At 68.7% G+C, this 24,008-nt stretch carries 21 protein-coding genes and 1 pseudogene; 11 read left to right on the top strand and 11 right to left on the bottom strand.

What is annotated here, in order from left to right:
- Window positions 1-166 precede the first annotated feature (166 nt).
- The 3 genes from AC5P09_RS46600 to AC5P09_RS46610 form a co-directional block, all read right to left on the bottom strand.
- Complete coding sequence (locus tag AC5P09_RS46600; RefSeq protein ID WP_493879747.1) at window positions 167-529, bottom strand: MmcQ/YjbR family DNA-binding protein; 363 nt, start codon at window positions 527-529, stop codon at window positions 167-169.
- Window positions 530-536: 7 nt separating this feature from the next.
- Window positions 537-920, bottom strand: coding sequence for an MmcQ/YjbR family DNA-binding protein (locus AC5P09_RS46605; RefSeq protein WP_493879767.1), 384 nt, complete (start codon window positions 918-920; stop codon window positions 537-539).
- Between the two features lie 165 nt (window positions 921-1,085).
- The gene (locus AC5P09_RS46610; protein WP_493879748.1) at window positions 1,086-1,310 is read right to left on the bottom strand and encodes a hypothetical protein; all 225 of its coding nucleotides are present in this window, start codon (window positions 1,308-1,310) and stop codon (window positions 1,086-1,088) included.
- 142 nt (window positions 1,311-1,452) lie between these two features.
- On the opposite strand from AC5P09_RS46610, the gene AC5P09_RS46615 reads away from it, so the two are divergent.
- From AC5P09_RS46615 to AC5P09_RS46625, 3 genes are all read left to right on the top strand, one after another.
- Entirely contained in the window at window positions 1,453-2,466 is a 1,014-nt protein-coding gene (locus AC5P09_RS46615) for a helix-turn-helix domain-containing protein (RefSeq protein ID WP_493879749.1), read from the top strand.
- Between the two features lie 94 nt (window positions 2,467-2,560).
- Window positions 2,561-3,340, top strand: a complete 780-nt coding sequence (locus tag AC5P09_RS46620; RefSeq protein ID WP_493879750.1) for an SDR family NAD(P)-dependent oxidoreductase — start codon at window positions 2,561-2,563, stop codon at window positions 3,338-3,340.
- 78 nt (window positions 3,341-3,418) lie between these two features.
- Window positions 3,419-4,471 (top strand): NAD(P)H-dependent flavin oxidoreductase, encoded by a 1,053-nt coding sequence (locus AC5P09_RS46625; RefSeq protein ID WP_493879751.1) that lies wholly within the window; start codon window positions 3,419-3,421, stop codon window positions 4,469-4,471.
- 864 nt (window positions 4,472-5,335) lie between these two features.
- Here the strand turns inward: AC5P09_RS46625 and AC5P09_RS46630 are convergent.
- The 4 genes from AC5P09_RS46630 to AC5P09_RS46645 are packed head-to-tail and all read right to left on the bottom strand — an operon-like array spanning window position 5,336 to window position 10,082.
- Window positions 5,336-5,617: a hypothetical protein gene (locus tag AC5P09_RS46630; protein WP_493879752.1), complete on the bottom strand. Its 282-nt coding sequence runs from the start codon at window positions 5,615-5,617 to the stop codon at window positions 5,336-5,338.
- Between the two features lie 42 nt (window positions 5,618-5,659).
- Window positions 5,660-6,877, bottom strand: a complete 1,218-nt coding sequence (locus AC5P09_RS46635) for a quaternary amine ABC transporter ATP-binding protein (protein WP_493879753.1) — start codon at window positions 6,875-6,877, stop codon at window positions 5,660-5,662.
- Window positions 6,874-8,982, bottom strand: coding sequence for an ABC transporter permease (locus tag AC5P09_RS46640; protein WP_493879754.1), 2,109 nt, complete (start codon window positions 8,980-8,982; stop codon window positions 6,874-6,876). Before AC5P09_RS46640 ends, AC5P09_RS46635 begins: the two co-directional genes overlap by 4 nt.
- Window positions 8,973-10,082 carry a glycine betaine ABC transporter substrate-binding protein gene (locus tag AC5P09_RS46645; RefSeq protein WP_493879755.1) on the bottom strand — a complete coding sequence of 370 codons (1,110 nt, stop codon included), beginning with the start codon at window positions 10,080-10,082 and terminating at the stop codon, window positions 8,973-8,975. The genes AC5P09_RS46640 and AC5P09_RS46645 overlap by 10 nt, the downstream gene beginning before the upstream one ends.
- Before the next feature lie 477 nt (window positions 10,083-10,559).
- On the opposite strand from AC5P09_RS46645, the gene AC5P09_RS46650 reads away from it, so the two are divergent.
- Together AC5P09_RS46650 and AC5P09_RS46655 are read left to right on the top strand one after the other, a co-directional pair.
- Window positions 10,560-10,871, top strand: a complete 312-nt coding sequence (locus tag AC5P09_RS46650; protein ID WP_493879756.1) for a hypothetical protein — start codon at window positions 10,560-10,562, stop codon at window positions 10,869-10,871.
- A gap of 630 nt (window positions 10,872-11,501) precedes the next feature.
- Complete coding sequence (locus AC5P09_RS46655) at window positions 11,502-14,477, top strand: amidohydrolase family protein (RefSeq protein ID WP_493879757.1); 2,976 nt, start codon at window positions 11,502-11,504, stop codon at window positions 14,475-14,477.
- Window positions 14,478-14,563: 86 nt separating this feature from the next.
- Here the strand turns inward: AC5P09_RS46655 and AC5P09_RS46660 are convergent, their stop codons facing one another.
- Window positions 14,564-14,773 (bottom strand): TA system antitoxin ParD family protein, encoded by a 210-nt coding sequence (locus tag AC5P09_RS46660; RefSeq protein ID WP_493879758.1) that lies wholly within the window; start codon window positions 14,771-14,773, stop codon window positions 14,564-14,566.
- A gap of 28 nt (window positions 14,774-14,801) precedes the next feature.
- On the opposite strand from AC5P09_RS46660, the pseudogene AC5P09_RS46665 reads away from it, so the two are divergent.
- Window positions 14,802-16,024: pseudogene (locus tag AC5P09_RS46665) on the top strand (RNA-guided endonuclease InsQ/TnpB family protein).
- A 14-nt stretch (window positions 16,025-16,038) separates the two neighbouring features.
- Here the strand turns inward: AC5P09_RS46665 and AC5P09_RS46670 are convergent.
- The 3 genes from AC5P09_RS46670 to AC5P09_RS46680 are packed head-to-tail and all read right to left on the bottom strand — an operon-like array spanning window position 16,039 to window position 18,261.
- A complete protein-coding gene (locus tag AC5P09_RS46670; protein WP_493879759.1) occupies window positions 16,039-16,791 on the bottom strand; it encodes an NADPH:quinone oxidoreductase family protein in 753 nt (250 codons plus the stop codon).
- A 45-nt stretch (window positions 16,792-16,836) separates the two neighbouring features.
- Entirely contained in the window at window positions 16,837-18,066 is a 1,230-nt protein-coding gene (locus AC5P09_RS46675; protein WP_493879760.1) for an NAD(P)/FAD-dependent oxidoreductase, read from the bottom strand.
- A gap of 57 nt (window positions 18,067-18,123) precedes the next feature.
- Window positions 18,124-18,261, bottom strand: a complete 138-nt coding sequence (locus AC5P09_RS46680) for a hypothetical protein (RefSeq protein ID WP_493879761.1) — start codon at window positions 18,259-18,261, stop codon at window positions 18,124-18,126.
- Between the two features lie 59 nt (window positions 18,262-18,320).
- Here AC5P09_RS46680 and AC5P09_RS46685 point away from each other — a divergent pair, with 59 nt between their 5' ends.
- From AC5P09_RS46685 to AC5P09_RS46705, 5 genes are all read left to right on the top strand, one after another.
- A complete protein-coding gene (locus AC5P09_RS46685) occupies window positions 18,321-18,776 on the top strand; it encodes a hypothetical protein (protein WP_493879762.1) in 456 nt (151 codons plus the stop codon).
- A gap of 106 nt (window positions 18,777-18,882) precedes the next feature.
- Window positions 18,883-20,589, top strand: coding sequence for a PucR family transcriptional regulator (locus AC5P09_RS46690; protein WP_493879763.1), 1,707 nt, complete (start codon window positions 18,883-18,885; stop codon window positions 20,587-20,589).
- A 187-nt stretch (window positions 20,590-20,776) separates the two neighbouring features.
- On the top strand, window positions 20,777-21,676 hold the full coding sequence (locus AC5P09_RS46695) for a nitrilase-related carbon-nitrogen hydrolase (RefSeq protein ID WP_493879764.1): 900 nt from the start codon (window positions 20,777-20,779) through the stop codon (window positions 21,674-21,676).
- Between the two features lies 1 nt (window position 21,677).
- Entirely contained in the window at window positions 21,678-22,466 is a 789-nt protein-coding gene (locus AC5P09_RS46700) for a thioesterase family protein (RefSeq protein WP_493879765.1), read from the top strand.
- 23 nt (window positions 22,467-22,489) lie between these two features.
- Window positions 22,490-23,935, top strand: coding sequence for an aldehyde dehydrogenase family protein (locus AC5P09_RS46705; RefSeq protein ID WP_493879766.1), 1,446 nt, complete (start codon window positions 22,490-22,492; stop codon window positions 23,933-23,935).
- Window positions 23,936-24,008 lie beyond the last annotated feature (73 nt).

The following is a 24,008-nucleotide window of genomic DNA, read 5'->3' on the forward strand; positions in this document are numbered from 1 at the left end:
ATGATCACTCAGGCCCGTGCCTGCCTTGCATCTGAGCTGTAGGCCGCCGCCCGTCCGCACCATTTGCCGGTCGGTCTAAGGCGTGCCATTCCTCGGTCGACATGCTGTGCATGGGCGGTCCTTGTCCGTGGTCGGTTGGTCGGTTGGTCGGTTGATTGGTTGGTGGTCATCCGGGACGGCGGTTGCGCGGAACCGTCTCCAGGACGAGGTGGTAGGAGTGGTCGACGAGTTCGGCGACCAGGTCCGCCGTGACGCCCCGGCCGGCTCCTACGGAGATCCAGTGCCGCTTGTCGAGGTAGCGGCCCGGGGTGAGCGACGGGTACTGGCCTTGCAGCAACCGCCCGTACTCCGGTTCCGCCTTGAGGGTGACAATGAGTTCGTCCGGGTCGTCGGTGACGATCAGGAAGACCTTGCCTGCCACCTTGTAGACGTCCAGCTGCTCGGTGAACGGGCGCCCGTGGCTGACTCCCGGGAGCGCGAGTGCGGTGTTGCGCGCGGTGTCCTGGAGCTTCGTGCCGCTGAAGGACATGCGGAGGTCAGGCCCGGCGGCCGTAGGTGTGCGGGTCGACGGGCTGCTGGGACTTGGCGAGCCCGCTGACGACAAGTCGGTAGGAGTCGGTCACGAGCTCCTTCACCAGCGTCTCGTCGATCGTGTTTCCGCCCGCCAGCGTGATCCAGTGCTTCTTGTTCATGTGGTAGCCAGGGGAGATCTCCACGTGCTCGTGTCGCAGGGCGGCCGCTTCGTCGGGCGCCGATTTGAGAATCACTATGGGCTCACCCGTCACCTGCGTCATGAGCATGAAGACCTTGCCGCGCACCTTGTACACCTCCCACTCGGGGCCGAACGGGTGTTCCAGCCCGGCTCCGGGGAGTTCCTCGGCGTAGTCGGCCGCGGTCTTCTGCAGCGTCTCTCCGTCCATGGTCATCAGCTCCTTCATCGATCCTGACGCCCCGACCGGCGGTACAGGGCGCGAAGTGCCGTTTCCGGCATGATCAGTAAGAACAGCAGTACCAGCCACAGGCATGCGACGGCGAGCACGGAGGAGGCGCGGTACCGTCACGGGAGGCCGCTGGGATGTGGACCGTTATGCGGTCGGCGCCACGCGCGCGGCGAGGTCCGCGTACACCGACACGGCGGCCGCGTACCCGTCCGGCAATTGCGCCGGTGCCATCATGTCCCCGCCGTGGCACAGCCCAGGCATGAAGCGCAGCGTGCTGTCGACGCCCGCCTCGATGAGCTTGCGGTGGTTGGCGATTCCCTCATCACGGAGAGCGTCGAGTTCGAGAAGCTCGGTGCCGGTGCGATGCATGTGTGCGGGAAACCTTTCTCTCGTTCACGGAGGGGCGAGGGTGAGTACCCCGGCACTCCCCGTACCAACGGCACGCACACGCACGGGCCGCATCACCATCCTTTCCCTGCGGACGACGATGCGGCCGGTAAACTGCGGACACATGATGGTCGGCAGGCGACACCCGCCGGGATCGGAGCAGGGTTCCTCCGCCCTCTTCGTCTCGCGGCCCGACTTCGCCGCACCCGCAAAGCCCGAGTCCGTCCCGCTGTACGGCTTCCAGCCCCCGGTGGGTACGCCGTACGGCCTGGAAGTGACCACCGTCGAGGACTTCCACGCCGACCACGACGACTGGCCTTGGAATCCGCCCCGTCCGGGGCGTGCCACCTTCCACTACCTGATCCTCGTCACGGAGGGTGAACTGCAGCACGACGTCGATCACGTCACGCGCACCGTCGCTCCCGGCCAGTGGCTGTGGGTGCGTCCCGGGCACGTGCAGTGCTGGCACGACCCCAGCGCCGCCCGCGGCCCCTTCATCCTGTTCGAACCGGAGGCGCTCCGGCCCGACATCGCCCGCCAGCTGGCTCCCGTCATTTCGCACGACGCCCCCGCCGTACTGACCCCGCATCCCGACGACGCCGCCTGGCTGGAACAGACCGCGTTCCAACTCCTCGACGAACACCGCGCGTTGGGTCGCCGCCCGCTCGCGGCCCATCACGCCCTGCGGTGCAGCCTCCTCGAAGCCCTGCTGCTACGACTCGCCAACTCACCGGACGTCACACAAGCTCCGGTCACCGCCGGAAACACTTCCTCGGCCAACAACACTGATACCAGGCACCCGGGCGGCATGACGGTCTACGAACGATTCCTGGACGCCTTGGAGCTGAACTATCGCGAGCTGCACCGCGTCGACGACTACGCGCGGCTGCTCGGCTGTTCCGTACGAACCCTCAGCCGCGCCACCCGGGCCGCCGCCGGCACCGGAGCACGGCAGGTCATCGACCAGCGCCGCCTGCTCGAAGCACGCCGACTGCTCGGCCACGCCCGGTGGACCGCCCGCGCGGTCGGCGACCACCTCGGCTTCACCGACACGGCCAACTTCGGCCGCTTCTTCCGGCAGCACACCGGCCTCACGCCCGCCGCCTACGCGGCTCGTCAGGCCGCCCCGGATCCCTGAGACTCCCCCGCCGGTGGATATCCCAAAACTTCGCGTGTCGTGTCATGAGGATTCCACTTCAGGCCCGCGCCAGAGGATCCCTAGGCTCACAGGCATGGACAAACCGAGCGTCATCATCACTGGGGCAGGCTCCGGCATCGGGCGGGGTATCGCCCGCGCTTTCGTCGACGCGGGATACGAGGTCTTCGCGAGTGACATCTCCCAGGAACGCCTGGAGGAGACGAAAGCCGAGCTGTCCTCCCCCTCGTCGCTCCACCTGCGCGTCGTCGACGTGAGCAGTTACGAAAGTGTCGGCGCGCTCGTCGATGAAGTGGTCGAGGCCACCGGTTCCCTGGACGTCATGGTCAACAGCGCGGGCGTCTTCGACGGGTACGCCGACGTGCTCGAGACCACACCGGAACTGTGGAACAAGGTCATGACGGTCAACCTCACCGGCACGTTCAACGGCTGCCGTGCCGCCGCGAAGGCCATGATCGGCCAGAAGTCCGGCCGGATCATCTCCATCGGTTCGGTCGCGGGTCAGCGCGGCGCCGCCGACGGCCTCGCCTACGTCACTTCCAAGGCCGGTATCGAGGGTCTCCACCGCCGCCTCGCCATTGACGTGGGTCCGCACAACGTCACGGCGAACGTCGTCGCACCGGGAGTCATCCGGACCAACCTGCGCGCGACCTCGGAAGAGCTCCTGGGCGACCTCGTGTCCTCCCAGAACCGTGGGATCGGGGTGTCCCCCGAGATCATGGACTTCCTCATCCCCGCGGCCCGCTCCGCCGATCCGAGCGAAGTGGCCTCCGTAGTGCTGTTCCTGGCTTCCGACGGGGCCTCCTACGTCAATGGCCAGGTGATCCACGTCGACGGCGGGTGGAGCGCCACCTGAGGCCGCACCCGGGGACGTGCACGTCAGAAGCAGTCGGGCAGCCCACTGCCCACCGATCGAGCTGAAAGGTCCTACTCCGTGATACAGACGGCACTCACCGAGACTCTCGGCATCGCCCACCCCATATGCTCGGCGGGGATGGCGCGCGTGGCCCAGGCGGAACTGGTGGTGGCGGTGAGCAACGCCGGAGGCATGGGGTGCCTCGGAGGCGCGGGCTTCATGCCGGACACGCTGCGGGACCAGATCGAGACGATCAAGAAGGGAACCGGCAAGCCGTTCGCGGTCAATCTTCTGCTGCCGGACGCCCTGACCACCGAGGACCAACAGCAGTGGGCGCCCGTGCGCGAACTGTGGGACTCGCTCGACGACCAGGAGCGCGGCAAGCTGTCGGGGATCGAGGCGCTGCTCACGCCGGGCGCCGTGGCCGATCAGGTGCAGATCGTGCTGGACGCGGCTCCCGCGGCCGTCGTTCTGACCTTCGCCACGCCCGACTGGTTCATCCGTGAGTGCAAGGAGCGGGGCATCGAGGTCTTCGCTCTGGTCGGCTCGGTGGGCAAGGCGCGTGAGGCGAGCGCCGCGGGCGTCGACTTCATCGTCGCCCAGGGCACCGAGGCGGGCGGCCATACCGGGTACGTGTCGACCATGACCCTCGTACCGGCCGTGATCGACGAGGTGGACCAGCCCGTCCTGGCGGCGGGCGGCATAGCGGACGGCCGGGGCCTCGCCGCGGCGCTGGCGCTGGGCGCGGCCGGCGCCTGGGTGGGCACCCGGTTCATCGCGAGTCCGGAGGCCTTCGGGCACACCGCGTTCAAGCAGCGGGTCCTCGACGGCACGTTCAAGGACACGACGATCACCCACTCCTACAGCGGCAAGCGGATGCGTGCCTTCAGCAACAAGTGGACCAGCGAGTGGGAGGCCTCCGGGGCGCAGGCCTCCGGATTCCCCGGCCAGTACGCCGTCGCGGGATCACGCGTGGAGACGGGATACCAGGACGGCGACCTGGACTTCGGCATGATGCCGGCCGGGCAGACCATCCAGCTGGTGCACGAGATAGCGCCCGCGGGACAGATCGTCGAGCAGATGGCCGCACAGGCGGAGGACATCCTCAAGCGAATCGCCCCGCGGGACTGACGTGCTCACTCGGCTGCGGAGGGCTACGGCTTCACCGCCGGGTCGAACCCGGCAGAACGTCCCACTCGCGTACGTTCCCAGCAGAACGTCCTACTCGCGTACGTTGAAGTGCCTTGCTCCAGGAGCTCGGCCAGAGAGGCCTGTTGGGCCTCACCAACCTCGGAGCCCGGTGGGCCTCCGAGGAGTTCGAGCATCACCACGAACTTTCTGCATCTCGTTCTGCTGATCCGGGAGTCTGGGCCCACTGGGGGGCCTGTCACCGCGCTAATGGGGAGGTGCCGGACCGCCTCTCCATTAGCGCGGAAAAGCGATCAGAGGTTTCGCACCGCGGGGAATCGCGGAGCGAGGCACTCGACGACGAGTCACAGGACCTCTTCCCGCTTCGGAAGGGGGTGGCGAAGTGCTCGGCCTCCGCGAACGGATCGTTTTGCCCTCAGCCAGGCTGGCTTCGCACTGCGCCTGGGGCCCGGGTCGACAGCCCCGACCAGGTGCTCAGCCAAGCTCGCGGTGTGACGTGCCGACCGAACCCACTGGGGGCGTAGTTGAGCCGGTCGGGCCGGTGTGCGGGTGGACTTCCAGGAGCGCAGGCTCACGTCCAGGTAGGCCGGATCGACCTCGGTCCGGTGGACGACCATGTAGTGGCCGACCACCGCCCGGCGGGTGATGTAGTCGCGCTCCTCCAGCGGCAGTCCTCGAATCCGGGTTCCTGCGTCTTCTGCCGGTAGCGCTGATGCTCGGCGATCAGCACGTGGGCCGGGCGTCCACCCGGGCCACGCGAGCCTGCTGCGCCGCCTGGTACCGCTCGATGAACTCCGCGGAGTACTTGCTCGGTTCCGGAGGCTCGCGGAACCCGTTCGCCGGGTTCTACACGTCCAGTTCGGGATCTACCGCCAGCAGCTCGTCCTCGTCGACCACCGAGGGGTAGATGCCGGTCAGCATCATCGCTCCCTGGCCGGGGTGCGCCGCGAGCAGCACAAGCCCGTCCGCCTTGGGCCTCCCCGGCGGGGCCGTGTTCGCCTGCTGCTGGTAGCAGGAACCCCGCGAGCCCCGTCTGTGTTGGTCGTCGTCCGGTGTTCCTTCATGGTCCGCGCGGTAGCGCTCCTCCCGGGAGCCGGATCGGGTTGGCCGTGGCGCTGTGTCTGTCATCGGTGACGCGGCGACAAAACTAGCCCGACCAGAGTTGATGCATCAACCAGTGGGTGGCGGTGTCGCGGAGAGGGCACGGACCGCGGTCGAGTGGTCCACGAGTCCGAGCAGCCGGCCGGAGACCGAGTGGACGATCACCGGGTTTCCCGTAGCCACGAGCTTCTCCATCACGGCGCCCAGCTTCTCGTCCTCGCTCACCGTCGCGAACTCACCGGTAAGGAGGTCCTCAGTCCTCAGCCCCTCCTGCCGGGCCCTGAGCAACTGGAGCTCCGTGACGACGCCCGGCGTTGTGCCGTCCTCCCCTCGCACGATCGCGGCCCCGCCGCCGGCGCCGGCCAGCCTCGCGAGGCCGGTCTCCGGGGTATCGGCCCCGGAGAGAGTGACGGTTTCACGCACGATCGTTCCGGCGCGCACCACCTTGGCCCGCGGTGCCTCGACAGCGAAGCGGCGGACGTAGTCGTCGGCCGGACGCAGCACGATGTCCTCCGGAGTCCCCACCTGGACGAACTGTCCGTCACGCATGATCGCGATCCGGTCGCCGACCTTGAGCGCTTCGGCGAGGTCATGGGTGATGAAGATCGAACTCTGGCGCACGACGTCGGCGAGCCTCAGCAGCTCGTCCTGGAGGTCGCCGCGGATGAGGGGGTCGAGGGCGCTGAAGGGTTCGTCGAGGAGCATCAGACGGGGACGTACCGCCAGGGCGCGCGCGAGTCCGACGCGCTGTCGCATGCCACCGCTGAGCTCATGCGGGTACTTGTGCTCGACGCCCTTGAGTCCCACCAGCTCGATCATCTCCTGAGCCCTGGCGTCGCGGTCGCTCCTGGGGACACCGCTGATTTCGAGACCGTAGGCGACGTTGTGCAGGACGCGTCGGTGCGGCAGGAGTCCGAAGTGCTGGAAGACCATCGCCCAGTGCTTGCGCCGCATCTCGCTGAGCTGGGACTGGGACATCGACACCACGTCGACGCCGTCCACTTCCACTTCTCCGGCGGTGGGTTCCAGGAGCCGGTTGAGACATCGGACGAGCGTCGACTTGCCGCTGCCGGACAGGCCCATCACCACGAAGGTCTCGCCGGGCCGTACGTCGAAGGAGACGTCCCGGACCGCGACGGTGTGCGCCCCGTCCGACTGGGCCTTGCCCGACTCGGCCTCCTCGAAGTGGCGTCGAGGGTGGGGGCCGTAGATCTTCCAGAGATGTCGGACGCTGAGGGCGGCGCCGCCGACCGGAGCTTCCGTCGCCAGTGCGGATACGGCAGTCATGATCCCGCCTTTCCAGGGCTGACCGAGGTGTGGGTGAGGGTGGTGAGCATGCGGGCGGACCCGTCGAAGAGCCGGTCGATGATCACGCCCAGCAGGAACATCGCCAGGCCGGCCTCGACGCCCCGGGCCAGGTCGACCCTTTCGACCGAGGCGAGGATGTCCTGTCCGAGCCCGGGCGCGCCGATCATCGCGCTGACGACGGCCATGGCCAGGGCCATCAGAACCGCCTGGTTCAGGCCCACCATGATGGTTTGCAGGCCCAGGGGGATACGAACCTGCCGCAGGACCTGACCGGGCGTGGCACCGAAGGTGACGGCGGCCTCCACGACCTCCGGGTCCGCTCCCCGCAGAGCGGCGTTGGTGAACCGGATCACCGGCGGGACCGCGGCCAGGACGGTCGCCAGAACGGCGGCGACCTCGCCGCTTCCGAAGATCATGACGGAGGGGATGACGAGCAGGTACACCGGCAGCGTCTGCATCACGTCCAGAACCGGGCGCATCACGGCTGCGACCGCGTTGCTCGCGCTCATCAGGACACCCACCGGGAATCCGATCAGCACGGCCAGCGCGATGGCGGTACTCACCACCGCCAACGTCTCGACCGTGGACCCCCACATTCCCAGGCACCCGATGGCGACGACACCGAGGCCGATGACGACGCCCTTGACCTTTCCTGCGACGACCACGCCGAGGACGGCCGAGCAGAGCGCGACGACGGGCCACGGGATGGAGGCGAAGAAGTCGCCGAGCCGGTTGAGGCCGAACTGCTGGATCGCCGAACCGACCGCGTCGAGGCCGGGGCCCCACGTCGTGGTCACCCAGATCACGGCGTCGCCCACGGGCTCCCGCAGCCGCACCGGTGTGCCCCACGGAGGCTCCGCGAAGTTCTGCCACGAGCCGCGGAAGATCTGCGAGGCGACCACGACGGCCAGGAACACCGAGAAGGTGATCGTCCCCGCGAGCGAAGGCTTCCGAAGGAAGCGACCCACTGGGCGTTGATGCGGTCCGTTCGACGCCTCCGCGCGTTTCCTCGTGCCGGGACCGCTGCGCGGCGAGGACGCCCGGTCGATCAGGATCGCGACGAGCACCAGGGCGATCCCGCCCTGCAGAGCGTCGCCGAACTCCAGTCGCCTCAGGGCGCTCCACACCGGCGCGCCCAGACCGGCGGCGCCGATCATCGCCGCCATCGTGGCCATCCCGATCGCGTACATGATGGTCTGGTTCAGACCCGCACGGATGCTCGGCGCCGCCATGGGGATCCGCACCCCGAAAAGGAGCTGCCGGCGACTCGCGCCGGAAGCCGCAGCGGCTTCGAGCACGTCGGGGGAGACATCCCGGAGCCCGACGCTGGTCATGCGCGCGATCGGCGGCATGGCCCAGATCACCGTCACGATCAGCGCCGGGGTGTTCCCCATGCCGAACAGGAACACGACCGGCACGAGGTAGGCGAAGGCCGGAAACGCCTGGAGGGCGTCCAGCAGCATCCGCACGACGGCGTGGGCCCTCGGGTGCGTCGCGGCGGCAAGTCCCAGTCCGACGCCTACGACGGCGCTGACGACGACCGCCACGAGCATGAACGCGACCGTCTCGACCGTCGGCTCCCACAGCCCGGTGAGAATCACCCATGCGAACATCACCGCGGCGAGCAGCCCCAGCCGGACGCCCTTGAAATAGCCGACGAGGAGGACCACGGCCGCCGCGAGCACGGGCGGGGAAATCACCTCCAGCCAGGCGACGAGCCAGTCGAACGACGCGTCCAACGCGGTGGCGATCGGCTCGTACAGCCAGGTCCCGCTCTCCGCGAAGGCGTTGAACGCGTCCTCCACCTCCCGCCCGACCGGGACCCTGAGCCCCGCCGGGAAGGCCACCGGGGCCGAGACGGCCCCGGAGACGATCACGACAGCGACCAGAACCGGCACCATGTGCCAGGGACGCCAGGCGAAACCACGGCCGAGACGGCGACGAGGCTCACCCGGTGCCGGCCCCGGACCCGATCCCGGCCTGCCGTGCTCGTCCGGACGCCTGCTCTTCGCCGCTGTGACCGTGCCTGCGGCCGGGCCGGTACGAGGCACCGTCTCGGCCGGGGATCCGCTGGTCAGATCCATGCGGTCCACACCTCGCGGTTCTCCTTAACCCAGTTCTTGGCGGCGTCCTCGATCGACATTCCGTCATTCACGACCAGCGACTGCATCGCACTGAGCTGCTTGTCGTCGAGCTCGTAGTTCTGCAGGATCTTCCAGACCGTCGGGTGCTTGGACTCCAGGCCGGCCGAGGCGGTCCGGTAGATCACGGTCTCCGGCCACTGGCACGCGTGCGTGGTCTTCCAGCACTTGTCGCTGTAGGGCGGGAACTCCACACGCGTCAGGTCGTACTTCTGCGTCAGGTAGTTGGGACGCCACATCAGCCCCAGCCACGGCTCACCCCGCTCGTAGGCCTTGGAAAGCTCGGCGAAGAGCGCCGCCTCGGAGCCGGCGAACGTCATCTTGTAGTTGAGCTTCAGGTTGTCGATGCGGTCCTGGTCGCCGTAGGCGGGTGCCCAGGACTCGGCCCCGGTCATGTACTGGCCCTTGGGCGTGGTCCGGGACGTCTTGAAGACGTCCACGCACTTGTTGAGGGCCTTCCAGTCCGGGAGCTCCGGGCAAGCGGGCTTGATGCCCCGCTTGGCGTCCCCCTTGATGACGTAGGTGGGCACGTACCAGCCCTCTTCGCCCTTGTAGTCCGTCGTGCCGGCGTCGACGACGCACTTCTCCTTCACGACGTACTTCTGCCACCCGTCCTCGAACTGCCACCGCCACCAGTCCATGGACACGAGGTCGTCCGACTTGCACATCGCCGCCGCGGCCTCGGCCGGTCCGCTCTGAACGGTTTCGGCCTCCCCGCCGAGCTCGGTGACGATCTCTTCCATCAAGTAGGCCTGGAGGGAGTTCTCCATGTACTGACCGTCGTGGAACCTGACCAGGCCTTCCTTCTTGAGGGCCGCGGTGACCTCGGGATCGACGTCCGTCTTCGAGCCCGAGGAGGTCGCTTCCTGCGGCGCGCACGCGGTGGTGAGCAGCACCGTACAGAGGCCGGCGGCCGCCCCGACGAGCCAGCGTCTGCCCTGACGGGCCGTCGTGTCCTCGGTCGCGCCGGGAACGTTCTGATACCTGTTGCCGACGGCCCCAGTTCGCTTCTCGAGTCCGACAACCCTTGCTCTGCGCTGCATGGTCTGCTCCTGCCATGGTCCGGCGATGTCCCGGGCGGCGACGGCATTCGTCGTTGAGTCGACCGTTGGATCGGCCGGGGAATTCATCGCGGGCGTGGTGACGTAAATGAGATCGAGGTCACTCGGTGAGTTGCGCACAGTTAAGAGCCGACGGTGACCACGAACCATTGGAAGTGTTACGAAAATCCGGCGTGATCCTTGGTCGTCGGACCCGGTGGCGAGGCCCCCTAATTCCGCGTGCAAAGGCAGAGGGACAGTGACGGAAGCGTCCGGCCCGTGGAGCCCCACGTCATCTGTACTTTTCGACAGATCGAGGAACAGCGAAGGAAGGTTCGCTACATTTCGCGGAATCCGCTCGGATTCCCGCCTTCAAGGAGGGGGCGCACCTTCGAAGGGCCGAGGAGCCCCAGACTGGAGGTCGAGGATGACGCCATGCAGTGACGGCGAATCCGGGAAGGGCTCGCGAACTTGCCGGCCATGGTCGAACCCCTGCGTCACCCCGGCCCGCCCTCCCACGAGCGCATCGCGCGCGTCGAGACACGGTCGACTCCGGTCAGCGTCTCACTGAGCCCGGGAATGCGTTTGGTGGACGCTCTTGCGCAGGTGGCGCTCGAGAAGGGTGCCGACTCCGCCCATGCCGAAATTCTCAGCGGCACCTTCGACACCCTGTACTGCATTCCCATGGGTTGCCCCGATGACAGCGAGACCCTCCAGTACGGAAAAGGCAAGACCGCCATGGGCCCTGGGCCCACCGGGGCGCAGGGGCCCACCCGGCATGCCCGACCGTAGTGACCGAGTGCCCACGACGACGACCGCCGACCGTTGCTGCGGTGCCGTGGGGGCGCCGGCGTGTGAGCCCCGCCCAGGCTGATTCGCGATGTGCCTGACGGCGCCGGTCTGCTGCGGTGCGGCATCCCGCGCCCCACGAGTAACTTCCTTTGCGCTTACCAGGGTTGATGATATGTCAACCATGCCCTAGCGTGCACTTGAAAATCAGGGGAGTCCCGGACGCGTCGGCGGCACAGGCGCGCGCCCGGCGGCCCGACGCGGACCGGTGGCCGAGCTGCGGCTCCTGCGGATGCCAGATGCCCCCACAGACCGGAGCTTTCTTCATGAACACAGTCAAGCAGGGCTTCCCCGGCGAGCCGTCCGACGAGTACGTGGTCACCCCGGGGGCCGACGCACCCGCACACCTCTCCGACGAATCCGACGGGACCTCCGCGAGACGGCTCCCCGCAGGCGTCACCCGGCGGGGTCTCCTGGGCGCGGCGGCCCTGGGCGGTGTCGGCACCGCGCTCGTTCCGTTCTCGGCGTCCCCGGCGGCGGCCGTCTCACCCTCAACCCCTGCGCCGGACACATCCGCGGCAGGCGGTCCGGACACCCGGACCGCTGACGTTCACCACAGGCACCAATGCCTCCGTGACCGTCTCGCCCGACGGCGACCGGCTCGTCATCGAGGTGCAGGGCGTGCTGTGGGCGTTGCCACGGAGCGGGGGCACGGCGACCGCGCTGACCGCTCCCGGGATGGAGCCGACCCGCCCCGCCTGGTCGCCGGACGGCTCGGCGGTTGCTTTCTGCTCCTACAAGGGCGGCGGATTCCACCTGTGGACGATGGCCCCTGACGGTTCGAACCCGCGCCGGCTCACCTCCGGTCCCTGGGACGACCGGGGCGTGTCCTGGTCGCCGGACGGCATGCGGATCGCCTTCGCCTCCGAGCGTGGCGGGGACGCGGTGCGGGGCAGTTCGTACGACATCTGGACCCTCGACGTGGCGACCGGTGAGCTGACCCGCCTGACCAGTCAGCCGGACGCCGAGGACTACGACCCCGCCTGGCACCCGGAAGGCGACCGGATCCTGTTCGTACGCGCGGGCGCCGGAGGACGGACCCTCGTCTCGGTACCGGCCGCCGGCGGCGAGGTGACCACGGTACGCGCCGTGGACACCGGCACTCCGCTGTGTCCCGCCGTCTCCAAGGACGGCCGCGTGGCCTACGTGTGGACCGACGGCGGGACCGCGTTCTATGCGGCGACGTCTGCCCTGGTCGTGGACGGCCGGACGGTTTCGGGCACCGAGGACGTCTCGCCGCTCCCGCCCTCTTGGACGCCGGACGGCGGCCTGCTCTACTTCGCCGACGGCCGGATCAAGGCACTGAGCCCTTCCTTGGAGCCGACCGGGGACATCCCCTTCACCGCCTCGCTGGACGTGACGCCGCCCGAGTACCGCCGCAAGGCACGCGACTTCGACTCCACCGCACCCAGGCCGGCGCGCGGCATCCACCTCCCGGCGCTCTCTCCCGACGGTGGATCAGTCGTTTTCGCAGCCCTGAACGCCCTGTGGCTGATGCCCGTCGGCGCGCGGCCCCGCAAGCTGTTCCAGGCGGACCCCTCGCGGTACGTACAGATGCCGTCCTGGGCCCGGGATGGCAGGAGCGTCGTCTACTCGTACGACGGAGACGCCGGCGGTGACGGTCTGGCCGCCGTCCACCGGCTCTCACCGGACACCGGTGAGGTCACGGTCCTGGCCACCGGTGGCCGACTCAACCCGGCCCTCTCTCCCGACGGCGCCCGGCTCGCCTGCCACGACATCACCGGCAATCTCCTCGTCGTCGACGTCGCGTCCGGTGATGAGACCAAGGTCGCCGCGCCCCTTGTCCCCGACGGCCTGCCGGGCCGTCCCAGCTGGTCCCCGGATGGCCGGTACATCGCCATGTGTGACCGCAACCAGCTCAACCAGCGGTTCCAGAACGGGTACAACGTGATCCGGGTGATCGACACCCGGGACGGCGGTTCCAGGGCCTTCCTGCCCCTGCCCCACACCTCGGTGTCCGACCGCTGCGACAGCGGACCGGTCTGGTCGCCCGACGGAGCGTGGCTGGCTCTGGTCGTGGAGTCCGCGCTGTGGGTCCTGCCCGTCGGCCCGGACGGCACCCCGACCGGCCGGCCGCAGCAGATCACCGACGAGCCGGCCGACCACCCGTCGTGGTCCGGCGACTCCCGCCACCTGCTCTACCTCTCCAGCGGCAGGCTGCGGCTGATCAACCGGGACGGTACCGGCCGCCGCACCCTCCCGAACACCCTGACGGCAGCCCGCCGCCTGCCGCCCCGCACCGACGTGGTCCGGGTACACGCCGGACGGCTGTGGGACGGCACCGGGGACGCCGTCCGCGAGGACGTCGACATCGTCATCACCGGCAACCGCATCACTGCCGTCGAAGCGCACCGATCCGGTGCCGGGCGAGCGGGAGAGCGTCGGATCGACGCCTCCGGATCCACCGTCATCCCCGGACTGTGGGACTCCCACACCCACCCGTTCCCGAACATCTACGGCGGTCGACAGACCAGCCTGATGCTCGCCTACGGCGTCACCACCAACGTCTCCCTGGGCGGCTTCGCCTACGAAGGGGCACGTCTCCGCGAAGCCACCGACGCGGGTGCCCTCACCGGCCCGCGGCTGCTCACCACCGGCGAACTCATCGACGGAAGCCGGGTCGGATTCAGCATAGGCCGTGCCCACAGCACGTCCGACGGCCTCCGGCGCACCCTCGAACGTGCCGTCGCGCTCGACTACGACTTCGTCAAGACCTACGTCCGTGCCCCCGCCTCGATCATGAAGGAGGCGACCCGGACGGCTCACGAGCTCGGTGTCCCCGCCGGAGGTCACCTGCTGACACCCGGCATCCAGGTCGGCCAGGACCTGACGACCCATCTGGCGGCGACCGAGCGTCAGGAGTACGGCCGCTCCGCGTCCCCGACCCTGCACAGCTACGAGGATGTCCACGAGGTCTACCGCGATGGCAGCTTCGGGATCATCATCACCCCCTTCAACGCCCTCTTCCTGCTGGGCGCGTACCCGGCTCTGGCCGACGACCCACGGGTGACCACCATCATGCCCCCCTGGGACACCGCCACCGTGAACGCGCTGTCCAAGGCCCCGCCCACCGAGGAGCTGCTGCGCCAACTGCGGCTCGAAATGGCCACCTACCGGCGGATCATCGCCGAGGGCGGCACCCTCGTCATGGGGACCGACTCCCCGAACACTCCCATCGGTCTCCAACTCCACCTCGGCCTGCGCGCCCTCCACCAGTACGCCGGTCTGTCCCCCGCGCAGGCTCTGCGTACCGCCACCGTCACGCCCGCCCGGATGTTCGGAGTCGAGGACGATCTGGGCACCGCGGAACCCGGCAAACTTGCCGACCTCACCGTGATCGACGGCAACCCCTTCCAGGATTTCACCGACCTGACGCGCGTCTCCTGGGTGATGCGCGACGGCATCATGCACCGTCAGGAGAACGTGGTCGGCCCCCACCGCCTCACCGCCGACCGGGCGGACAGCGACAGCGAGCACTGGCACGCGGTCGGTTCGATCCTCCGCCGCGGAAGCTGCTGCGCGACCTGACACCCAGCGTCTTGTGATTCTGAGTGCGTTCTTCGATTTGTTGCCGACGAGTTTCTTCACCTGGTAACCGGAGGATGCCCCGGCCTTCAGGCCGGGGAGGAATCCGGCTTCCCGCGGAGCGGGGCACGGGTAGCCGGATCGCCGTCAGGGCGACCCGTCGTCTCGGGAGAGACGATGTCGAGGCCGACCTCGATCAGGTGCAGGATCTCGGAGTTGATGGACCGCCGGTCCGCAGCCGCCTGAGCGCGTACGCGGGCGTGGAGGTTGTCGGGGAATCGGACGTTAAAGTTGACCATGCAGCCATCCTATAGCTACCGTGTAGCCATGACGGCACCGCAGACGACCGAAGACACCGGGCACGCCCGGTGGACCTTCCGGCTGCGTGTGTCGCCCGCCGCCGAGAAGCTGCTCCTCGGGGAGTGGGGCCGATGCCGGTGGATCTGGAACGAGTCCGTTGCCAAGTCCAAGGCCGTGCACCTGCACAACAAGGCCCATCCCGGGGACAAGCGGACCTGCGGCCCGGCACAGCTCGACAAGATGCTGACCGGTGCGCGCAAGCACACGCCGTGGCTGCGCGAGGGCAGCTCGGTACCGCAGCAGCAGATCATCCGCGACTTCGGCAAATCCCGCGCCAAGGCGCAGAAGACATCAAGGAACGCCTGCCGCAGCGGCAGCGCGCCGGGATGCCGAAGTACAAGAAGAAGCGCGAAGCTCTACCCACGCTGAACCACACCCAGCGCGGCTTCCGCATCAAGGATGGGCGCCTGCACCTCGCCCGGAACATCGTGCTGACCGTGGTGTGGTCGCGCCAGCTGCCCGCCGACCCGTCCTCGGTGCGCGTGCACCAGGACGCAACCGGCGTCTGGTACGCCTCCTTCGTTATTTCGGCCGAGGTCCAACCGCTCCCCGAGAAGGGCGCGGCGATCGGGATCGACTGGGGCGTCAAAGAGACCGCGACCACCACATCCGACGCACACGACCTGCCCCACGCCCAGCACGGGAAGAAGGCCCAGGAGAAGCTGTCGCGGAACGACCGGATGATGGCCCGCCGCAAACCCGCCGAGAGGCAGCCCGGCTCGAAGGGCTACCGCGAAGCGAAGAAGCTGCGCGCGAAGGCGTACCAGAAGGTCGCCAGGCAGCGGCAGGACACCGGCCGCAAGTGGGCCAAGCGCGTGGTGAGCGACCATGACGTCCTGGCGGTCGAGGACTTCAGGCCGAACTTCCTCGCCAAGTCGACCATGGCGAAGAAGGCGGCGGACGCCGCGATCGGTGCCACCAAGCGGGCCCTGCTGGAGATGGCCCGCAAGCACGGCCGGATCGTGCACCTGGTCCACCCCGCGCACACCACCATGGACTGCGCACAGTGCGGAGCGAGAACCAAGCACGCACTTCCGCTTTCGGAACGTACCTACACCTGCACCGCGTGCGGAGCCGTGTCCCCCAGGGACAAGAACTCCGCCCGCGTGATGCTGGTCCGGGCTGGTCTCGACCCGGCTGGTGCTGATGGCACAAGACCTGGCGGGACGCTGTTCCGTCAGGCGGCCTGAGCCAGGAATCCCCCTCATTCAAAGGGGGAGGTTTCAATCTGAGCGTCGGGATGGATCGGATCGAATCCCAGGACGAGCAGGCGCCCCACGCCGTGCCGCAGCGTGCGCAGCGAGTCCAGGAAGCGGTCCCCGCCGACCGGATCGACCACGATGTCGACCCCTCCGCCGTCGGTGAGGGCCCGCGCCTCGTCGAGGAAGCCGTCGGCAGCCACAACCTCGTGTGCTCCCAGGGACCTGGCCAGTTCGGCCTTCTCCTCGGTGGACACGACCGCGATGACGCGCGCGCCGTACGACGCGGCCACCTGACAGGCATCGCTCCCCACCCCGCCGGCGGCCCCGTGGGCGAGGACGACCTCACCGGGCCGGAGAGCACCGCGGCGGAGGAGTGCGAAATGTGCCGTCAGGTAGTTCAGGGGCAGGGCCGCCCCGCGGCGGGTGTCGACGTTGTCCGGGAGGGGGAAGACCATCGGCACGTCGACCGCGACCGTCCGGGCGAAGCCACCGGTGACCGGCAGGGCTGCCACGCGGTCACCGGCCCGGGTTCCGCCGAAGCCGGTCCGGACCGTCCCCGACACCTCCCAGCCGGGGATGAAGGGCAGTTCGGGACGCGTCTGGTACTCCCCACGCGTCTGCAGGAGGTCCGGGAAGGTCACTCCCGCCCATTCGACGTCGATGAGGACCTGGCCCTCCTGGGCCTCCGGTTCCGGAACCTTTTGTACGGCCAAGGCATCGGGGCCCTCGAACGCGGTGAGGAGCACGGCCTGCATCAGTACCTCCCTGCCGCCGGGACCGTCACGAGCGGGCCCGGTCGGCTACCAGGACGGGGCTCCGGACGTCGCGGCCTGGAGTCCGGGACGGTCGACGGCGAGCGCGGCACGCAGGGGACTCGGCTCGTCGACGATCAGCTGGGCGAGGATCTCGCCGCAGGCCGGGCCGCTCGCCACCCCGTAGGAGTGACCGGTGTTGACGTAGATGCCCTCGACGCGGTCCACGATGGGCAGGTGGTCGCGCGTGCGGCCGACCAGTCCCGCCCACAGTCCGGTGACGCCCAGCTCACCGCGCCTGGTGCCGCGGTCCAGCGTCGTGTTGATCAGGGCGTGAGTGGCGGACATGCTGATGTGCGGGTTGAGGGAGCCCGTGCCGTCGATGCTGTTGCCGACCACCAGGGCGCCTTCGGTGTTCTGGACGAGCGTGTCGTCGTAGCCGAAGTCGCTGTCCGCGCCGGGCGGTTGTGGCGCGGCGAAGAGCCGGGGGTCGTAGCCGGTCAGGTCGGTCAGCGCCCCGCACCAGGCCACGCCACGCGGGCCGCGCAGGATGGGGCCCGGGGTGTAGGCGATCGGCTGGGTGACCAGCTGGCCCACCCGCGAGGTCTCGATCGGCAGGTCGATGCCTTCCGAGCGCAGGTTCACCGACCAGGCGCCGGACGCCCACACCACCCCGCCCGCGTGGATGTCGCCGCGCACCGTGCGGACGCCGATGACCGAGTCGCCGCGCCGCAGCGTGCCCAGCACGGCGGTGTTCTCGTAGACCCGCACCCCGCGACGCAGGCAGGCGGCCCCCAGCCCGCGGGCAAACGCCTGGGTGTCGATCTGCGCGTCGTCGGCGCAGTGGACGGCGCCGATGGCGGACTCCGGGAGCACCGGGGAGTGCTTGCGGGCCTCGCGCGCGCCGAGCAGCGAGATGTCGAGGCCGGCGGCAGCACGGTCCTCGACGTACTCCTTCAGCACGGTCTTCTGCTCTTCCGTCTCGTAGAAGAACAGCCCGCCATGGCGGCGGAACTCGAAGGTGGGACCGAGTTCCCGCTCGTACTCGGCGTAGCGTTCCAGGCCGCTTCGGGCCAGCTGGAGTTCCGTGCCGGAGCGGCGCGTCTGGAGCCACATCGCCCCCGAGTTTCGACCGGAGGCGCCGAACGCGAAGAACCGCTGCTCGGCGATGATGACGTCGTATCCGCGCTTGCTGAGCTCGAACGCGGTGCACAGGCCTACAATGCCGCCACCGACGACGACGATGTCGGCGGTGTCGAGGGCTCGAAGCTGGTCCATGCTGTCTCCCTGCACACCTGTGGTCCGGTGGATCATACGAAGTTCCGTCGGCAGTGGTCACTGCGCGGCGGGCCACCCCGCTTCCTTCAGGTCGGTGGCGAAGTCCTTGTTTCCCGGGATCTCATAGGCCACGTCGTGGTCGAGGACGATCCGGAGGGGCCTGGCCGCGGCCAACTCCTCGGAGATGTGCGCCACCACACGCGTTCACCGCCCGGCCCGGCAAGAGCGACATCCCCGTCGACGACGCGGGCGTCATGGCAGCCGTGCTCGTCGGCCTCGGCTTCACCCCGGAGGAGACGACCGGCCTCGCGGTGATCTTGACCCTGCCCGATCGCCGCACGCGGGTCGACCTTCTTGAAGGCCGGGTGCCCGAGGCCTGGAATGCGCTGCCGTCCAGAACCGCCGTCAGCACGGCGTCCAGCACCCGGGTCTCCTGCGGGCTCGGCAACCGTCCCTCGCTCAGCAGAAAGGAGGCCGCGGTGAAGGACAACCCCCCCTTTGAGGTCCTCCAGCTCATAGCCCCGGACGAAGATCTTCTCCGGCGTCATGCGGCTGACGGCCGACCGCCGATAAGGCTCGACCGCTCCGGGGTGCTGCGGCTCCATTTACGTCTCCACCCCTTTCGGCGTCTGCGTATTTCAGGCCCGACGGTAGCCGGGATCACGCCTGAGCCCCATTGGAATTCTCATCACCGCACGGCGGGTTCTTGAGAGATATCCTGATACCACCTGACCGGTTATTGCCTAGCCTGTCCGGAACACGACGGTGCGCTGGTAGGTGGCTGAACGTTCCACACTGACGTAGGGAACCTTCCGAATGACGCATGACGGGACTGGTTGCACGCTCGGCAAACTCCTCGGCAACGAGCGGCTGCGGCTGACCCTGCTCGTGGACCGGGCGGGAGCGGGATCCCGGCCGGTGCACGGAGCACGGCTGGCCTCGGGAGGCGCCGATCTCGCCGAGGTCGGTGAAGACGTCGTCCTCGTGGCCGCGACCCGTCCCGCCACCGGTGGTGATCTGCTCGCCGGTGTCGCCGACGCCCTCGCGCTGCCCGGTTCCAGGGTCATCGCCGTTTGGCTGCCACCGGGCGCCCTGCCCAAGAGCCTGGAGCATGCGGTGGGCCGCCATATCCTGCTGGGCCTTCCTGATGACGTCGATCCCGCGGACCTCATCGCCGAGATCGCGCGCTCGACCGCGCGAGCCGACGAGGCACCGACCAGGCGCCTGACGTCACTGCAGCGCTCGCTGACCCAGTCTCTGACCGAACCCGATCCGCTGCGGGCGCTGACCGCGCGGGTCGCCAAGATCTGCAACGCGGTCGTCACACTTGTCGACAGCCACGGCGGCGTTGAACACGCCTCGGGGCCCTTGCCGCTGTCCCTGCTCTTCCCGGAGATCGCGCGCACCCAGAGCGAGGCCCAGAGGTTCACCGTCGAGGGCTGGTACGGCATGGCGGTCAGGGTCGCCACCAGCGCCTCTGCCGGTGAGCGGACCGGCTGGCTCGTCGCGGCCGGCCGCCGCCCGGCCTTCCCGGACCAGTATTCCGAGGCCGCGTTGTACATCGCCGCCTCGCTCGCCGAGACCAGCCTCCAGATCGAACTCGCCGCCCAGCGCCAGGAACGGGCGGTGCGCAGCGCCGTACTCGAAGAGGCCCTGGCGCTGCGTCTGGAGCGCCACGACGCCGAGTTGGCGGGCCGCATCGCCTCTCTGGGGCTGTCCTTCGAACAGGAGACGCGGGTGGTCGTCGCAGAGCCTGCCCTCGGCGTGACCACCGCCCGGGACTTGGCGGCACTGGAGTCGCTGCATGCCGGTCTGCAACGCACGCTGGTCGGCGAAGGTCTCCCACATCTTCTTGTCCTGCGGGAATCCGCCCTGGTCGGCCTCGTGCAGGCTTCGTCGTCCGCCGTCAGACGTGCCTTCGTCAAGGCGGGCACACCGACGGAGGGCTTGGTGCTGGGTATCGGACGGGACGCGGCCGGCGTCGGGCACGTGGTCGACTCCTACCACGACGCCCAACTCGCCCTCCGTGTGCTGCGCCGCGACGGCACGGGGCGGCGTCTGATGGCCTACGAGGAATTCGACTTCGCCACCCGTCTGTTCTCGGACGTCGGTCTCGACCGGATGGGCGAGTGGGCGAGGGAACTTCTCCGCCCGCTGGAGGACAACCAGACCATGTTGGCCACCCTCTCCACCTACTTCGAGCACCGGCAGAACATCATGACTGCGGCCGATGCGTTGGCCGTACATCACAACTCACTGCGCTACCGCCTGTCGAAGATCGAGTCTGCCCTCGATCTGAGCCTGCGGGATCCATCGGCGGTCTCGTCCCTGTTCCTCGCGCTGACCGCGCTTGCCATGGTGGAGGCGGAGTCCTGGGATCAGCGCCGGATCAGACCGGCCGACCGGGAGGAGCAGACCGGAGAGATCCGCGGTGCCGGGGCGACGGGCAGCGTGCTCGCCGACCCGCAACGGGGGCTGGCCCTCTCAGCACGTTTCGGGGCGGCGCTCGGGCCGGAACGCTGACCGCGCTTCCTCATCCTCAAACCGGCCGAAGGCGGCTTGGAAGGATTCCAGGTAACGCACCCGGCCCTTGTCATAAGTGACGAGTGAGCCGCCGCGACCGAGCCGATACCGTCGCTTTCACGGGCGGCGACGGGCCTTTTACGGCAAACCCCGTCGCCTCACCTCCGGAAAAGGAGTCCCAGAAATCATGGTGTCGCTGAACGTCGCTGTCACCCAATTCGAGCTGCGCCCCGAGCGGGACCTCGATCAATTCCTCGCCCACACCGAGGATCTCGTGCGCCGCGCCGCCCACCAGAACGCGGAGGTCGTGCTCCTCCCCGAACTCGCGAGCACCGGCCTCCTCGGATCCATCACCGGCCACGAGGTGACCACGGCGACGATCAGGTCCGACTACTGGGATGTCCTGCCCACGTTCACCGACGGAATCGTCGACGGCCTCCGGAGCATGGCCAAGGACCACAACATCGTGGTGGCGGGCGGCAGCCACAACCGCGTGCACAGCGACGGCTCACTGCGCAACACCGCCTTCGTCGTCCACCCCGACGGCCGGGTCGAGTCCCAGGACAAGACCCACCTGACGCCCCAGGAACACGCGCTCGGCACCCGCGGCGGCGACGAACTGCTGGTCACCAGGATCGGGCCGTTCACCGCGGGGGTGCTCATCTGTGCCGACATCCAGTTCCCGGAGCTGTCCCGGTACCTCGTGCGCAAGGGGGTCGACCTGATCCTTTGCCCCTCGCTCACCTGGAACCGACGAGGCGTGCATCGGGTCCGCACCGGATGCCAGGCGCGCGCCATCGAGAACCAGCTCTACGTCGCCATGTCGCCCCTGATCGGCCACAACGGCCTACCGGCGGACGCGCCCATGTACGCGACCGGCAACGCCCTGGTCACCGGGCCCGTCGACAGGACCGTCGGGATCAACGACGGGGTGCTGGCCAAGTCCGAGTCGTCCGGGGAGGACTTGGTGGTGGTGTCCCTGGACCACGACCTCCTGCAGGCCTCGCGGGCGAACCCCGAAGCGCCCGGACTCGCGCTCCAGCGGCACGACCTGTACGCGAAGCTCCGGGCAGAGGCGGGAGCCTGACGTGTTCACCCACACGCACCGGGTGCGCAACCACGAGGTCGACACGCAGGGCTTCCTCTTCAACAGCCGCTATCTGGAGCTGGCCGACGTCGCCATGACCGAGTTCTTCCGCGAACTCGGCTGGCCCTACGCGAAGTTGATCGAGGGCGGAATCGACCCGTCGGTGGTGAGCGCGCGGCAGACCTTCCTGTCGCCGGCCCGCTTCGACGACGTCCTCGACGTGGATGTCGCGTGCCGGCGGGTGGGGACGTCCAGCTTCCAGCTCGACATGCTCGTCGTGCGTGACGGGACGAAGATCGCGGAGATCGAGCTGGTGTACGTCAACGTCGACGCCGAGGCCGCGCGGTCCCGCCCGCTGCCCGAGGACGTCGCACAGGCCCTCCGTGACTCCATCGCCGGAGAGCCGTCACAGCCGAGGAGACAGACAGAAATGACCAGCCCCAGCGCTTCGAAGCCGGCCTTCGCGGCGGCCAACGTCAAGCGCTTCGGCCCCGCCGAGATCGAGCATCGCACCGCGGACTCCGGACTCGACCGACTCGGCACCTACTTCATGACGTTCGACGAGCCGGGGCACAGCGACCCGTGGACGCTCCAGTACGAGGAGACGGTCTATGTCCTCGACGGGCGGGCGGAGTTCCTCGTCGTGGAGGACGGCGTCGACGTCCCGCTGACCGGGGAGGCAGGAGAGCTGATCGTCCTGCCCCGAGGCACCACCGTCCGCTACGGAGCGGTTCCGGGTACGCGTCTCCTCCTGTCGATCACACCGGTCAACTGGCGAAACCAGGCATAACCGATTCACAAGGAGCGGCAACGATGAGCAAGCCGATGGCCGAACACCGGAGCGCCGCGGCGGCGTTCGCAGCAGACATCACCGACGCCGACGCCGCGGTCGTCGTCAACCCCGCCACCGAGAAGGCGATCGCCGCCTATCGGATCGCGACGGAGGCCGATGTCGACGAGGCCGTGCAGCGGGCAGCGGCAGCGGCGAAGGCCTGGGGGAACACCCCTCCTGCCGAGCGCGCTGAAATCCTCCTCAAGATCGCCGAGGTGGTCCAGGAACGGGCGGAGGAATTCGCTCAGCTCGAAAGCGAGAACGTCGGCCAGCCGATCACGGTCGCCCAGGGAGCAATGCCCTGGGTGTGGGACATCATCCGTTTCAACGCCGGCGCGGCGCGCACGTCTTCCGTTCCCGCCACCGGCGAGTACGCGAACAACAGCACCTCGTGGGTGCGCCGCGAGCCCATCGGTGTCGTCGGCCTGATCACCCCGTGGAACTACCCCCTCCTGATGGCGGCCTGGAAGATCTCCGCTGCCGTCGCCGCCGGCAACGCGGCGGTCATCAAGCCGTCGGAGCTGACTCCGACCAGCACCATCCTCTTCGTCGACATCGCGAATCAGTTCCTCCCCGAGGGCGTGCTCAACCTCGTGCTGGGCGACTCGACCACCGGCAAGGCCCTGGTCGCGCATCCCGCCATCCGGATGATCTCGCTCACGGGAGACGTCTCGACCGGAAAGGCCGTCGCGGAGTCGGGCGCACGGACGCTGAAGCGGATCGGCCTCGAGCTCGGTGGCAAGGCTCCGGTCCTGGTCTTCGCCGACAGCCCGATCCGTGCGACCGCGCGGGACCTCGTGGAGTTCGGATACTCCAACAGCGGCCAGGACTGCACGGCCGCCTGCCGCATCATCGTCGAGGACGCGGCGTACGACGAGTTCGTCGAGGCCTACTGCGAAGCGGCGGCGAAGCTGCGCGTCGGAGACCCCTCCGACCCGGAGACGGAGATCGGTCCGTTGATCTCCGAGCGTCAGCTGAACCGGGTCGCCGGCTTCGTGGACCGCGCACGCGACAGCGGCGCGACCGTGCGGATCGGCGGACAGAGGCTCGACCGCCCGGGCTGGTTCTACGCCCCCACGGTCATCACCGACGCCGACCAGTCGGACGAGATCATCCAGCGCGAGGTCTTCGGGCCGGTGATCACGATCCAGCGCGGGCCCAGTGACGACGAGATGCTCGACATGGCCAACGGAGTCGAATACGGCCTGTCAGCGAGTGTCTGGACCACCAACCTCGCCAGAACCATGCGCTTCACGCGGGAGCTCGATTTCGGAACCGTGTGGGTGAACCAGCAGATTTTCGTCGCCTCGGAGATGCCGTTCGGCGGCTTCCGGAACTCGGGATACGGCAAGGAGCTGTCCCCGCACGGGATCGACGAGTACTCCAAGTTCAAGCACGTGATGGTCAACCCCGAGCTGGCGAACTAGTGTCTCGTGATTCTGTTTGTGGAACCTGAGGCGTCCGTGACCGTTGAGTCAGGTATGAATCTCTCCTCTGAAC

This window comes from Streptomyces sp. a15, from assembly GCF_059026085.1.

Bases quoted from the DNA above. Each gene is read 5' to 3' on its own strand.
- AC5P09_RS46600 (WP_493879747.1), bottom strand. From the start codon at position 529: ATGTCCTTCAGCGGCACGAAGCTCCAGGACACCGCGCGCAACACCGCA.
- AC5P09_RS46605 (WP_493879767.1), bottom strand. From the start codon at position 920: ATGGACGGAGAGACGCTGCAGAAGACCGCGGCCGACTACGCCGAGGAA.
- AC5P09_RS46610 (WP_493879748.1), bottom strand. From the start codon at position 1,310: ATGCATCGCACCGGCACCGAGCTTCTCGAACTCGACGCTCTCCGTGAT.
- AC5P09_RS46615 (WP_493879749.1), top strand. From the start codon at position 1,453: ATGATGGTCGGCAGGCGACACCCGCCGGGATCGGAGCAGGGTTCCTCC.
- AC5P09_RS46620 (WP_493879750.1), top strand. From the start codon at position 2,561: ATGGACAAACCGAGCGTCATCATCACTGGGGCAGGCTCCGGCATCGGG.
- AC5P09_RS46630 (WP_493879752.1), bottom strand. From the start codon at position 5,617: ATGACAGACACAGCGCCACGGCCAACCCGATCCGGCTCCCGGGAGGAG.
- AC5P09_RS46635 (WP_493879753.1), bottom strand. From the start codon at position 6,877: ATGACTGCCGTATCCGCACTGGCGACGGAAGCTCCGGTCGGCGGCGCC.
- AC5P09_RS46640 (WP_493879754.1), bottom strand. From the start codon at position 8,982: ATGGATCTGACCAGCGGATCCCCGGCCGAGACGGTGCCTCGTACCGGC.
- AC5P09_RS46645 (WP_493879755.1), bottom strand. From the start codon at position 10,082: ATGCAGCGCAGAGCAAGGGTTGTCGGACTCGAGAAGCGAACTGGGGCC.
- AC5P09_RS46650 (WP_493879756.1), top strand. From the start codon at position 10,560: ATGGTCGAACCCCTGCGTCACCCCGGCCCGCCCTCCCACGAGCGCATC.
- AC5P09_RS46660 (WP_493879758.1), bottom strand. From the start codon at position 14,773: ATGGTCAACTTTAACGTCCGATTCCCCGACAACCTCCACGCCCGCGTA.
- AC5P09_RS46670 (WP_493879759.1), bottom strand. From the start codon at position 16,791: ATGCAGGCCGTGCTCCTCACCGCGTTCGAGGGCCCCGATGCCTTGGCC.
- AC5P09_RS46675 (WP_493879760.1), bottom strand. From the start codon at position 18,066: ATGGACCAGCTTCGAGCCCTCGACACCGCCGACATCGTCGTCGTCGGT.
- AC5P09_RS46685 (WP_493879762.1), top strand. From the start codon at position 18,321: ATGGCAGCCGTGCTCGTCGGCCTCGGCTTCACCCCGGAGGAGACGACC.
- AC5P09_RS46690 (WP_493879763.1), top strand. From the start codon at position 18,883: ATGACGCATGACGGGACTGGTTGCACGCTCGGCAAACTCCTCGGCAAC.
- AC5P09_RS46695 (WP_493879764.1), top strand. From the start codon at position 20,777: ATGGTGTCGCTGAACGTCGCTGTCACCCAATTCGAGCTGCGCCCCGAG.
- AC5P09_RS46705 (WP_493879766.1), top strand. From the start codon at position 22,490: ATGAGCAAGCCGATGGCCGAACACCGGAGCGCCGCGGCGGCGTTCGCA.